Source organism: Kitasatospora sp. NPDC004723 (assembly GCF_040609255.1).
Taxonomy (GTDB): domain Bacteria; phylum Actinomycetota; class Actinomycetes; order Streptomycetales; family Streptomycetaceae; genus Kitasatospora.
Map to the genome: position 1 here is coordinate 129,605 of NZ_JBEXJT010000005.1, position 11,536 is coordinate 141,140.

Consider the following 11,536-nt stretch of genomic DNA (forward strand, 5'->3'; position numbering starts at 1 on the left):
GGCGTTCTCACAGCGCAGCGGCCGGGGCGCCGGAGCCGGCGCGCGGCACCCGCAGCTCCACCTCGACGCCCTCGCCGGGCGCCGAGTACAGCTCGGCCGAGCCGCCGAGGTCGCGCAGCCGGCCGCGGATCGACTGGGAGACGCCGAGCCGGCCGGCCCGCTCCGCCTCGCCGAGCCGCCCGGGGGCGAAGCCCGGGCCGTCGTCGCGGATCGAGACGGTGACGGCCTGCGGCTCGTCCTCCAGCAGGATCCAGGCGCGCGCGGCGGGCCCGGCGTGCCGGCGGACGTTGTCCACCGCGGCGCCGACCGCGGCGGCCAGCTCGCCGGCCGCCGGGGCCGCGAGCAGCACCGGGGTGCCGGGGGCGGAGAGCGTGACCCGCTCGTCCGTGTACGGGGCGAGCAGGGCGCGCAGGTCCTGCGGCCGCTCCGGCTCCTGCGCGCCGCGCGGGGCGGGCAGCGGGCCGCCGCTCATCAGCGCGCGCAGGGCGCGCTCCTGCTCGCCGGCCAGCCGGCCCAGCTCGGCGAGGTCCGCGCCGTCCGCGGACCCGGCGCCGGACGGGGCCTCGGAGCCCCGGCGCTGGACCAGGGCGAGCACCTGGAGCACGCCGTCGTGGATGTCCCGGGAGAGCCGCTCGCGCTCCCGGGTCGCCGCCTCGACCTGGAGTGCCCGGGTGAGCGTGGCCTCGCTGGCCCGGGCGAGCTCCATGACGTAGCCGATCGCGCAGCCGGACAGCATCAGCAGCACGATGTTGTGGATGTTGTCGCCGGTCGGGCCGCCGTGGCCGAGGATGTTGGCCACCCCGATCACCGAGCCGGCCGCCGCCGCCCAGCGCCAGCCGCCCCGTCCGGCGAAGCCGAGCACGGTGCCGGCCGCCCAGATGGTGGGCAGGGTCGGCGCGCCGTGGCTGATCCGGGACGGCTCGTCGATCACCCCGCTCATCACGATGCCGGTGACGACGAGGACCAGATCGGTGGCGAGCACGTACCAGGTGCAGCGGTGCGGGCCGGAGAAGGCCCGGGTGGAGGCGAGCGTCCACAGGGTCAGCGCGCCGAGGTAGATCCAGCCGGCGACCGGGTGCAGGAACTGCAGGTAGGAGTCGAAGTACCGGAGCAGCGCGTAGCAGAGCGCCAGCACCCGGAAGAAGGAGATGGCCCGCCAGAGCGGCAGTTCGACGGACATGCCGCCCGCCGCCACCGCCGCGCCGACCGTGCCCGGGCCGGGCCCGGTTCTGCCGCCGTCCGTCATGCCCGCCGTCCTCCCCCCGTGCGGCCGGCCCCGGCTCAGGCCGGCCCGGTCCCCTGCTGCGGTTCCTGCCCGGCCTTCTCGGCCTCGGCCGCCTTCTCCGCCTCCGCCTTCTCCTCGGCCTTCTCGGCCTTGGCGGCGGCCTGCTCGGCCTTCTGGACGGCCTTGCGCTCGGCGTCGGCCTTCTTCTTGTCCTCGGCGATCTGCCGCTTGGCGGCGGTCGCGTAGACGTCGACGTACTCCTGGCCGGACAGCCGCATGATCTCGTACATCACCTCGTCCGTCACCGAGCGGAGGATGAAGCGGTCGTTCTCCATGCCCTGGTAGCGGGAGAAGTCCAGCGGGCGGCCGATCCGGATGCCCGGGCGGATGCCGAAGTTCGGGACCACCTGGCCGGGCGGCTGCACCTTCTCGGTGTCGATCATCGCGACCGGGATGACCGGCGCGCCGGTCGCCAGCGCGACGCGGGCCAGGCCGCCGACCTTGCCCCGGTAGAGCTTGCCGTCGGGCGAGCGGGTGCCCTCCGGGTAGACGCCGAACAGCTCGCCGCGGTCCAGCACGGCGATCGCCGAACGGATCGCCGCCTCGCCGGCGCCGCGCACGCCCGAGCGGTCCACCGGGAGCTGGCCGACGCCCTTGAAGAAGGCGGCGGTCAGCCGGCCCTTGATGCCCGGCGTGGTGAAGTACTCGGCCTTCGCGATGAAGGTCACCCGGCGCTTGATCAGCGCGGGGAAGAAGAAGGAGTCCGAGAAGGACAGGTGGTTGCTCGCGATGATCGCGGCACCCTCGGTGGGGATGTTCTCCTCACCCTCGATCCACGGCCGGAAGAAGATCCGCAGCAGCGGCGCGACGATCATCTTCATCAGTCGGTAGAACAACCCGGGCCTCCTGTATTGCGGACCGGTCGATCCTAATGCCCCGCGGTGTCCGCCCGTGCCCCGCCCCGCCCCGACGGGGTGTCCGGGCTGCCGGGTGACGGGGTGTCGGGCCGGCTTCCCGGCGGGGGTGTACGGAGCGGGCGGGCCCGTGGGACGATGCGAATTCCGCAGCCGCCCGCACCGGTCCGCCCGCACGCCCCCGTCCGTCCAGCGCCACCTCCAGCGTCCTCGCCCGCGAAGGAGTCCGCCATGCCGCTGCTGCCCGGCGCCGAACCGTACCGCCACCGGGGCGGGCCGGTGGGCGTCCTGCTCTGTCACGGGTTCACCGGCTCGCCGCAGTCGCTGCGGCCGTGGGCGGAGGACCTCGCCGCCGCCGGGTACACCGTCTCGCTGCCGCTGCTGCCGGGCCACGGCACCCGCTGGCAGGACATGCAGGTGACCCGCTGGGAGGACTGGTACGCCGAGGTCGAGCGGGAGCTGCTGGCCCTGGCGGCGGAGTGCGAGCGGGTGTTCGTCGTCGGGCTGTCGATGGGCGGCGGCCTGGCGCTGCGGCTGGCGGCGGTGCACGGGACCGCGGTCGCCGGGCTGGTGCTGGTCAACCCGTCGGTGCGCTCGGACAACCCCGCGAGTGTCATTCTGCCGGTGCTGCGGCACCTCCTGCCGAGCCTGCCCGGGGTCGCCAACGACATCGCCCGGCCCTGCGCGGTCGAGCTGGGCTACGACCGGACGCCGTTGCATGCCGCCTGGTCGCTGGCCCGGCTGTGGAAGGAGGTCCAGGCGCGGCTGCCGGAGGTGACCCAGCCGGTGCTGCTCTTCCACAGCCCGCAGGACCACGTGGTCTCCGCGGCCAACTCCGAGCTGGTGCTGGCCCGGATATCCTCGACCGATGTGACGGAGCGGCTGTGCCAGCGCAGCTACCACGTCGCGACGCTGGACCACGACGCGGCGGAAATATTCGCGACCGCCCAGGACTTCATCCGACGGTTGGCCCCCGCGCAGGCGGCGGGCGCCACCTCGGTGAAATCCGACCACCACCAAGGCTGAAGGGCCGGAAGTGCACGAGAGCAGCACGGCGGGCGGCGAGGACGAGACGCCCCGCGAGGAGGGTGCGGCCACCGGCGGCGCGCGGCCGGGTGCCGGGCGGACGGACGGCGAGCAGACGGGCCGCGGACCGGCCGGTGAGACGGTGGCCGGTTCCGGCGACGCCCCGGCGGCGGGCGAGGAGACGGGCGGCGCGGGCACCGGCACGACGTCGGGCACCGGCACGACGCCCGGCGCGGGCGCGACGGCCGGCCAGTCCCGCCCCCGGCGCGCGCCCGAGCGCAGCCAGGCCGAGCAGGACGAGATCTTCGCCGCGCTGATCGCCCAGTTCGACGACCCGGTCGACCTCAACAACCCGAACTGGCCGGAGATCGAGAACCTCCGGGCGCGCGGCGAGCTCAAGGGCTTCAAGGAACCCGACGGCCTGCCCGGCGAACCCGGCGACCTCTCCGACCTGGCGCCCCAGCCGCGCCCCCGCTCCGGCCGGCCGGTCATGCCGGCCGCCGGCTCCGGCCCGCGCGACTTCGAGCTGGCCGAGGAGACCGACGAGGGCCACTTCGAGCCGCCGGAGCCGCCGCCGCTGCCGGAGGCCGACACCACCGCCAAGTTCGCCTGGCTGGCGGTGCTCGGCGGGCCCGCGCTGCTGCTCTTCGACGCGGTCGTCTGGCGCGAGGTCTCCGGCTGGCCCGCCTGGGTCGGGGTGGCCGCCTTCCTCGGCGGCTTCGCCACCCTGGTGGTCCGGATGAAGGACCGCGACGAGGACGAGCCCGAGGACCCGCACGGCGGCGCGGTCGTCTGACCGCCGCGGCCCGGGGAGCCCGGCCACTACCCGGCGGGCAACTGCAGGACGGCGAGCACCGGGAGGTGGTCGGTGGCGGCCCGCAGGTCGGCCCCGGTGACGCCGGGCAGGCCGTGCGGGACGCCGCAGGCGAGCACCTCGATGCCCGGCGTGGCGAAGACGGCGTCCAGCCGCTGGTAGGGGTTCTCCGGGACGGACGTCATCTCGCCGCCCCAGGGCGCCACCACGTGCCCGTCCTGCAGCCGTGCGGCCAGCGAGCGCCAGCCCGGGCCGTCCGGGTGCTCGTTGAAGTCCCCCGCGATCACGCCGAGTTCGGCGTACCGCAGCTGCCCGGTGAGCAGCTCGAACTGGCGCAGCCGCTCGTCCGCGTCCAGGCTGAGGTGACAGCTGGTGACGGTGAACCGCGCGGCGCCGGGCACCTCGACCAGCGCGGTGGCGAAGCCGCGCGCGTGCAGTCCGCGGGTCTTCGGCAGCAGCCGGTCGTGGACGGCCGCCACCCGGACGCCAGGCCGGCCGAGCAGCAGCGGCCCGGCGGCGGCCCGTCCGCCGCCGGCGAGCACCGCGGTGCCGGTCCGCCGGGCGAGCCAGGCCGCCTGCCCCCGGGGACGCCAGTAGCGCGGTGACTCCTGGACGCAGACCAGGTCGGGCGCGCAGGCCCGGATCACCCGGACCAGGGCGCGCCGGTCGTCGCGCAGCGAGCGGACGTTGTAGCTGAGCAGCCGCAGCCGGCCCGGCGCGGGCGGCGGCAGTTCGGCCGGAGCGGCAGGTGCGGCCGGTTCGGTGGTCATCGCGGTTCCTCCCCTGGGCGTCCTCGGTGACGACCGTACGGCAGGACGGGGCGTCGAGGCGTGAACACGGACACGGCGCGGCCCGCCCCTCCGGGCGGAGGGACGGGCCGTGGTGCGCGCGTCGGGGGCCTGCCGGTCAGACCGTACGGGCCAGGTCGGCCGCGCCGGCGATGCCGGCGGCCGAGCCGGTGGAGGCGAGCACAACCTCGGCGCGCGGGCGGTGCACCCCGCCGGTCAGGTAGTGCTCGAAGGCCTTGGCGACCGGGTCGAGCAGCAGCCGGCCGGAGTCGGAGACCCCGCCGCCGAGCACGAAGACGCCCGGGTCGAAGAGCGCCGCGAGGTCCGCCATCCCCCGGCCCAGCCAGTCGGCCAGCTCGGCGTAGCACTCCAGGGCGAGCGGGTCGCCCTCCTCGGCGGCCTGGGTGATGTGGATGCCGCGGATCGTCTCGGCGACGCCGTCGTTGAGTTCCAGCATCCGCCGGCCGCGCACCGGGTCGGCGGCGGCGCGCTCGCGGCCGTAGCGGCGCAGCGCCCGGCCGGAGCCGTACTGCTCCCAGCAGCCCTTGCCGCCGCAGCCGCAGGGCAGGCCGTCCGGGACCATGTTGAGGTGGCCGATCTCGCCGGCCACGCCGAACCGGCCGCGGTGCAGCCGGCCGTCCAGGACGAGGCCGCCGCCGATGCCGGTGCCGACGGTGATCAGCACCATGTCCTCGTGGCCGGCGCCGGCGCCGAACCGGTACTCGGCCCAGGCGGCGCAGTTGGCGTCGTTCTCGATGACCGCGGGCAGGCCGGTGAGCTCCTCGATCCGGCCGCGCAGGGGCTCGTCCTCCCAGTCGATGTTGGGGGCGAAGATCACCGTCGAGCGGCTGCGGTCGACGAAGCCGGGGGCGCCGATGCCGGCCGCGGTCACGTCGGGGTACTGCTCCTTGAGCTCGCGCACGGCCTGCGCGATCGCGTCGACCGCCCACTGCGGGTCGGCCGGGGTGGGCACCCTGGTCCGGGCGAGGATCTCTCCCGCCTCGTCGACCACGCCTGCCGCGATCTTGGTCCCGCCGACGTCGACGCCGATGGTCAGAGCCATGTGTCCCTCAGCTATTCACTCGTTCCCGCTGGACGGAACGCTACCGCCCAACCATGCCCCCGTACACACCGCCGCCTACATTAACCGAAGACATTCTCGGGCCAACCCGCCTGAGACCGTTCAAAAGTCGTACATTTTCACCGGTCGCATCACAGAGTGAAGCCAGGACGTGGCCCACCGGGCATCAGGGGTTCACTGCTTGTCGGACGGTCCCTCAGGCGTGTCGTCCAGGTCCACCCGCTCCGGGCGGGCCGGCTCGCCGGCGGTCCAGCGGCGCTCGTGGCCGGTGACGGCGGCCCGGTAGGCGGCCAGCAGTTCGGTGCCGGCGGCGGCCAGACCGGTGCCGGCGGCGGCGAGGTGCCCGTACACCTCGGGCTGCTTGTCCCGCAGGCGGTCGGCCAGCCCGGCCAGCGAGAGCAGGGTCTCGGCGCTCGCCTCCTGGGCCTTCTCCCCGACGACGGTGGCGAACCGGCGCACCTCGTCCACCAGCGGGCCCAGCTCCGGGCCGAACGGGTGCGGGCCGCCGTCCCGGTCGGCGGTGGGCTCGGTCCGGTCCGTGGTGGTCATCGCGCAGGCCTCCTCAGCAGCGGCGGCCGCACCCGCGGCCGCCCGCCCCGACGCTACCGGACCACGCCGGGCCCTCCGGACGCCGAACGGGCCCTAACTCCGGGGCCAGAGCGCGGGGTCGGGGGCGAAGCGGACGGCGAGGACGCCGTCGTGCAGGCCCGCGCCGGCGACCGTGCAGCGGCGCAACGCCGAGGGCAGGGCGAGCACCCGCCGGTGGGCGCCGAGGCCGACCACCAGTTCGTCGCCGCGCCGCACCAGGTCGAGGTCGGCGCGCTCGGCACCCGGCAGGGCGAGGTGCCAGACCAGCAGACCCTCCGAAGCCAGCCGGTCCTCGACGGTCCACGGCCCGGCCGGGTACGGCTCGGGGCCGGGACCGGCGCCGTAGAGACGGTCGGCGACGGCCTCCGGGGTGGTCTCGGCGGGCCCGGTGGTGAGCACCGGGACGCCGTCGCAGGCGGCGGCCAGCGCGGCCAGCTCGTCGCGGTGGCGGCGGGCCAGACCGGCCAGCCAGGGGTCGGGCGAGTCGGCGGCGGCGTCCGGCAGCACGCCGTGCACCACCACGGCGTCCGGGCGGTGGCCGTGCAGGGCCAGTCCGGTGCGGATCCGGCGCAGTTCGTCGAAGGGATGGGCGTCGGCCGCGGTGACCAGCCGGACGCTGGTGCCGGGCGCGGTGATGGCGGCGCGCGCCTCGGCGAGCGCGCCGGTCGCCTTGGCGCGCGTCTCGTACAGCCAGTCGGCGGGCATCGGCACCCCGGCGAGGCCGGCCAGCAGCGGGCGCAGCGCCCGGGCCGCCTGGCGCTGCTCGGGGACCAGCCGGGCCAGGTAGCGCTCCAGCTGCTCGGGCAGCGCGAGGGTGGCGATGAGGTCGGCGGGCGGCGGGGCGAGCACCACCAGGACGTCCGCGTCGGCCGCGGGCAGCGCGCGCAGCAGGGCGAGCCGGGCGGTGCCGGGGAGGGCGGTGAGCTCCTCGGCGTCGAGCGGGTCGGCGCCCAGCAGGTCGAGGGCGGGCTTCAGCCGGCCGCCGATCCCGTCGAGGGCGCGCCGGAAGGCGGCCTGCTCGTCGGTGCGGGCGACGGTCAGGCCGGGCGCGTACGCCGTCGGCCCGGCCTCCAGTCGGACGCCGAGGGCGGCGTCCAGGGTGCGGTGCGGGTCGTCGGCCGCCAGCAGCAGGGTGCGCCGGCCCCGCCGGGCGGCGTGCAGCGCGGTGGCGGCGGCCACCGCGGGCGCCGCGTGGTCGCCGCTGACCAGGATGGTGCGTGTCGCCGTCATGCCGTGCCGCCCCCGTTCGTCGGTGCCGTCGGTCCTGTCGAGTGCCCGGTTCAGAGCGCCTTGCCGGCGGCGGTGTCCTCGACGCGCTTCTTCAGACCGGCCAGGGCGCGGTCGATGATGACCTTCTCGGCCTTGCGCTTGATCATGCCGAGCATCGGGATCTTGACGTCGACCGCGAGCTGGTAGGTGACCTCGGTGCGGTCGGCGCCGAGCGGGGCCAGGGTGTAGGAGCCGTCGAGCGAGCGGAGCATCTGGCTGCGCACCAGGGTCCAGCCGCACTCGCGGTCGCCGTCCCAGGTGTAGGCGAGGACGTGCTCGTCACGGATCGCGCCGGCGTCGAGCACCAGCCGGACCTGGGAGGCGCGGCCGTTCTCCGCGGTCTCCAGGACCTCGATCTCCTTGACCTCTCCGGTCCAGGCCGGGTATGCGGCGAAGTCGGCGATCACGGCCATGACCGTCGCCGGGGTCGCGTCGATGGTGATGCTCGACCTGGTGTGCTCCGCCATGGAATGGCCCTCCGCGTCGTCCCTCGCTGCTGGTCCGGCCGAGCCTGCTCGGCCGGGTGCCGCCCGGAGCAGGCTATCGCGCCCCGCCCCCGGGCCCGTCCTTCGGTGCACCCCCGGAGCCGGGCCGGGCGCCGCGGCGTCGGACGGGTCCCGCGCGGGACCCGTCCGACGGCTACCGGCCGGTACCGGCGGGCTGCCGTAGGGTGCCATTCGAACGACCCGGTCCCGACCTGGTCGGACGGGTCAAGGTGTGACACTTCGAACACCGGAGCCGCCCCCCCTGGTCGAAGCTGCCTACCGGGCAGTAACGTCCTGCCGTCCCGCAGCGTCGCGAACGAGGAGCAGTCTTGCTCGACTTCAGCCTTCCGGCCCTCTACCAGGTACCGAGCGGCGGTAACCTCTCGGACATCGTGGTCCAGAACGCCGAGCGGCACCCCGACGTCGCGGTGCTCAGCCGCAAGGTGGACGGCCGGTGGCAGGAGTTGACCGCCGCCCAGTTCCTGGTCGAGGTGCAGGCCGCCGCGAAGGGGCTGATCACCGCGGGCATCGAGCCGGGCGACCGGGTGGGCATCATGTCCCGCACCCGGTACGAGTGGACGCTGCTGGACTTCGCGATCTGGACGGCCGGCGCGATCACCGTCCCGGTGTACGAGACCTCCTCGGCCGAGCAGGTCGAGTGGATCCTCGGCGACTCCGGGGTGGTCGCCCTGTTCACCGAGACCGCGACGCACAGCGCGGTGGTCGCCGAGGTCCGGGGCCGCCTGCCGGAGCTGAAGCACACCTGGCAGATCGAGGGCACCGCGCTCGCCGCGCTGGCCGAGTCGGGCCGCGAGGTCACCGACGCCACCGTCACCGAGCGCCGCTCGACGGCCGGCCCCGACTCGATCGCCACCATCGTCTACACCTCGGGCACCACCGGCCGCCCGAAGGGCTGTCAGCTGACGCACGGCAACTTCCTGGCCGAGTGCGGCAACGTGGTGGAGCGCCTGGCTCCGCTGTTCCGCACCGGCGAGAGCTCCGTGCTGCTCTTCCTGCCGCTGGCCCACGTGTTCGCCCGGATCGTCGAGATCGCCCCGGCGATGGCCCCGATCAAGCTCGGCCACGTCTCCGACGTCCGGGACGTCACCACCGAGCTGGCCGCCTTCAAGCCGACCCTGATCCTGGGCGTGCCCCGGGTCTTCGAGAAGGTCTACAACACGGCGCGGGCCAAGGCCCAGGCCGACGGCAAGGGCAGGATCTTCGACAAGGCCGCCGACACCGCGATCGCCTACAGCCGGGCGCTGGACGCGGGCGGCGCCGGGCTGCTGCTCAAGCTCAAGCACGCCGTCTTCGACAAGCTGGTCTACAGCAAGCTGCGGGCGGCCCTCGGCGGCCGGGCCACCCACGCGATCTCCGGCGGCGCCCCGCTCGGCGAGCGGCTCGGCCACTTCTACCGGGGCATCGGCTTCACCGTGCTGGAGGGCTACGGCCTGACCGAGACCTGCGCGGCCACCGCCTTCAACCCGTGGGACAAGCAGAAGATCGGCACGGTCGGCCAGCCGGCGCCCGGCGCCTCGGTGCGGATCGCGGAGGACGGCGAGGTCTTCTTCAAGGGCCCGCACGTCTTCACCGGCTACTGGAACAACCCGCAGGCCACCGCGGACACCCTCAAGGACGGCTGGATCGCCACCGGCGACCTCGGCTCGCTGGACGACGAGGGCTACCTGACCATCACCGGCCGCAAGAAGGAGATCATCGTCACCGCGGGCGGCAAGAACGTCGCCCCGGCGGTGATCGAGGACCGGATCCGGGCGCACGCCCTGGTCGGCGAGGTCATGGTGGTCGGCGACCGCAAGCCCTTCGTCGCCTGCCTGATCACGGTCGACGAGGACTTCTTCCCCAAGTGGAAGGAGCTGAACGGCAAGCCGGCCGGCGCCACGGTGGCCGACCTGCGCGAGGACCCGGACCTGCTGGCCGCCCTGCAGACGGCGGTGGACGACGGCAACGCGGCCGTCTCGCACGCCGAGGCGGTGAAGAAGTTCCGCCTGCTCGACACCGTCTTCTCCGAGGAGAGCGGCCATCTGACGCCCTCCCTCAAGCTCAAGCGCAACGTCGTGCTGAAGGACTTCGCGGCCGACGTCGAGGCGATCTACCGGAAGTAGCCGCTCCCCCGCACGCGCCGGTGCGGCCCGCCCCACCGTTCGGAGGCGGGCCGCACCGGCGCGTGCGCTCAGCCCGCCAGCAGTGAGGTCAGCCGCCCGGCCAGCAGGTCCCAGCGCCAGGAGCGGTCCACCCAGCGCCGCCCGGCCTCGCCCATCCGCCGGCGCAGCTCCTCGTCCTTCAGCAGCCGGACGATCCGCTCGGCCGCCGCCGCGGGCGTGCCGCCCGGCACCACGTAGCCGGTCTCGCCCTCCAGCACCGCGTCCGGTGCGCCGCCGGAGTCCCCGGCCACCACCGGCAGGCCGGTCGCCGAGGCCTCCAGGTAGACGATGCCGAGCCCCTCGACGTCCAGCCCGCCGCGCCGGGTGCGGCAGGGCATCGCGAAGACGTCCCCGGCGCCGTAGTGCGCGGGCAGCTCCTCCCACGGGACCGAGCCGGTGAACCGGACGGCGGAGCGCACGCCGCGGGCGTCCACCAGCTTCTCCAGGTCCGCCCGGTAGGGGCCGCCGCCGACGATCAGCAGCACGGCGTCCGGCACGTCGGCGAGGATCTGCGGCATCGCCTCGATGAGGGTGTCCTGGCCCTTGCGCGGCACCAGCCGGGAGACGCAGACCACCACCGGCCGGTCGGCCAGCCCGAGCCGCTCGCGCACCGCGGCGCCGCCGGAGTCCGGGTGGAAGGTCCGCTCGTCCACGCCGGGCGGCAGCTGCACCATCCGGGCGGCGGCCTCCGGGCCGACGGCGGCGGCGATCCGGGAGCGGGTGTACTCGCCGAGGTAGGTCAGCACGTCGGTGCCGGTGCCGATCCGGCGCAGCAGCTGCCGGGCCGCCGGAAGCTGGGCCCAGGCGGCCTCGTGGCCGTGGGTCATGCCGAGCAGCCGCCCGGCGCCGGCCCGGCGCAGCGCGGGGGCCATCAGCCCGAGCGGCGCGGCGGCGCCGAACCAGACCGAGTCGCAGCGCTCGGCGCGCAGGATCTCGGCGGCACGCCGGGTGACCCGCGGTGTGGGAACCATCACCTTCGTCCGGTCGCGGATCACCGGGAACGGCTGTTCGGCGTCGAAACGCGCCACCTCGGTGCCGTCGCGCCAGGTGGAGGCGTACACCACGACGCTTCCTGCGGGCTGACGGACGGCCATGTTGTGGACGAAGGCCTGGATGCCGCCGGGCCTCGGCGGGAAGTCGTTGGTCACGATCAAGGTCTTGTGCATCAGGCCACGGCTCGCTCG

Annotated in this window: 11 protein-coding genes; 3 read left to right on the plus strand and 8 right to left on the minus strand. The window is 75.1% G+C overall.

All coding sequences use genetic code 11. The annotated features are described in order from the left end of the window. Nucleotides 1–7: 7 nt before the first annotated feature. The gene (locus ABZW10_RS08570; RefSeq protein WP_355362107.1) at nt 8–1,180 is read right to left on the minus strand and encodes a DUF5931 domain-containing protein; all 1,173 of its coding nucleotides are present in this window, start codon (nt 1,178–1,180) and stop codon (nt 8–10) included. Between the two features lie 101 nt (nt 1,181–1,281). Then, a complete protein-coding gene (locus tag ABZW10_RS08575; RefSeq protein WP_355361755.1) occupies nt 1,282–2,121 on the minus strand; it encodes a lysophospholipid acyltransferase family protein in 840 nt (279 codons plus the stop codon). Nucleotides 2,122–2,370: 249 nt separating this feature from the next. Here ABZW10_RS08575 and ABZW10_RS08580 point away from each other — a divergent pair, with 249 nt between their 5' ends. Then, nucleotides 2,371–3,165, plus strand: a complete 795-nt coding sequence (locus ABZW10_RS08580) for an alpha/beta fold hydrolase (RefSeq protein WP_355361757.1) — start codon at nt 2,371–2,373, stop codon at nt 3,163–3,165. A gap of 10 nt (nt 3,166–3,175) precedes the next feature. Next, nucleotides 3,176–3,961, plus strand: coding sequence for a hypothetical protein (locus ABZW10_RS08585; protein WP_355361759.1), 786 nt, complete (start codon nt 3,176–3,178; stop codon nt 3,959–3,961). Nucleotides 3,962–3,987: 26 nt separating this feature from the next. On the opposite strand, the gene ABZW10_RS08590 is transcribed toward ABZW10_RS08585, so the two are convergent. The 5 genes from ABZW10_RS08590 to ABZW10_RS08610 all read right to left on the minus strand — a co-directional run bounded on the left by ABZW10_RS08590 (nt 3,988) and on the right by ABZW10_RS08610 (nt 8,172). After that, nucleotides 3,988–4,749, minus strand: coding sequence for an endonuclease/exonuclease/phosphatase family protein (locus ABZW10_RS08590; RefSeq protein WP_355361760.1), 762 nt, complete (start codon nt 4,747–4,749; stop codon nt 3,988–3,990). A 136-nt stretch (nt 4,750–4,885) separates the two neighbouring features. Further along, entirely contained in the window at nt 4,886–5,830 is a 945-nt protein-coding gene (locus ABZW10_RS08595; protein ID WP_355361762.1) for an ROK family glucokinase, read from the minus strand. Between the two features lie 192 nt (nt 5,831–6,022). Next, nucleotides 6,023–6,397 (minus strand): DUF5304 family protein, encoded by a 375-nt coding sequence (locus ABZW10_RS08600; RefSeq protein WP_355361764.1) that lies wholly within the window; start codon nt 6,395–6,397, stop codon nt 6,023–6,025. Between the two features lie 93 nt (nt 6,398–6,490). Further along, nucleotides 6,491–7,666, minus strand: coding sequence for an ArsA-related P-loop ATPase (locus ABZW10_RS08605; RefSeq protein WP_355361766.1), 1,176 nt, complete (start codon nt 7,664–7,666; stop codon nt 6,491–6,493). Between the two features lie 50 nt (nt 7,667–7,716). Next, nucleotides 7,717–8,172 carry an SRPBCC family protein gene (locus ABZW10_RS08610; protein ID WP_355361768.1) on the minus strand — a complete coding sequence of 152 codons (456 nt, stop codon included), beginning with the start codon at nt 8,170–8,172 and terminating at the stop codon, nt 7,717–7,719. A 347-nt stretch (nt 8,173–8,519) separates the two neighbouring features. On the opposite strand from ABZW10_RS08610, the gene ABZW10_RS08615 reads away from it, so the two are divergent. Next, nucleotides 8,520–10,313: an AMP-dependent synthetase/ligase gene (locus ABZW10_RS08615; protein ID WP_355361770.1), complete on the plus strand. Its 1,794-nt coding sequence runs from the start codon at nt 8,520–8,522 to the stop codon at nt 10,311–10,313. A 68-nt stretch (nt 10,314–10,381) separates the two neighbouring features. Here the strand turns inward: ABZW10_RS08615 and ABZW10_RS08620 are convergent, their stop codons facing one another. Beyond that, nucleotides 10,382–11,518 (minus strand): glycosyltransferase family 4 protein, encoded by a 1,137-nt coding sequence (locus ABZW10_RS08620; protein ID WP_355361772.1) that lies wholly within the window; start codon nt 11,516–11,518, stop codon nt 10,382–10,384. Nucleotides 11,519–11,536: the final 18 nt, after the last annotated feature.

What these genes read in the sequence shown, in the direction of transcription:
- ABZW10_RS08610 (WP_355361768.1), bottom strand. Translation starts at nt 8,172, where the DNA reads ATGGCGGAGCACACCAGGTCGAGCATCACCATCGACGCGACCCCGGCG.
- ABZW10_RS08620 (WP_355361772.1), bottom strand. Translation starts at nt 11,518, where the DNA reads ATGCACAAGACCTTGATCGTGACCAACGACTTCCCGCCGAGGCCCGGC.
- ABZW10_RS08605 (WP_355361766.1), bottom strand. Translation starts at nt 7,666, where the DNA reads ATGACGGCGACACGCACCATCCTGGTCAGCGGCGACCACGCGGCGCCC.
- ABZW10_RS08580 (WP_355361757.1), top strand. Translation starts at nt 2,371, where the DNA reads ATGCCGCTGCTGCCCGGCGCCGAACCGTACCGCCACCGGGGCGGGCCG.
- ABZW10_RS08595 (WP_355361762.1), bottom strand. Translation starts at nt 5,830, where the DNA reads ATGGCTCTGACCATCGGCGTCGACGTCGGCGGGACCAAGATCGCGGCA.
- ABZW10_RS08590 (WP_355361760.1), bottom strand. Translation starts at nt 4,749, where the DNA reads ATGACCACCGAACCGGCCGCACCTGCCGCTCCGGCCGAACTGCCGCCG.
- ABZW10_RS08600 (WP_355361764.1), bottom strand. Translation starts at nt 6,397, where the DNA reads ATGACCACCACGGACCGGACCGAGCCCACCGCCGACCGGGACGGCGGC.
- ABZW10_RS08570 (WP_355362107.1), bottom strand. Translation starts at nt 1,180, where the DNA reads ATGTCCGTCGAACTGCCGCTCTGGCGGGCCATCTCCTTCTTCCGGGTG.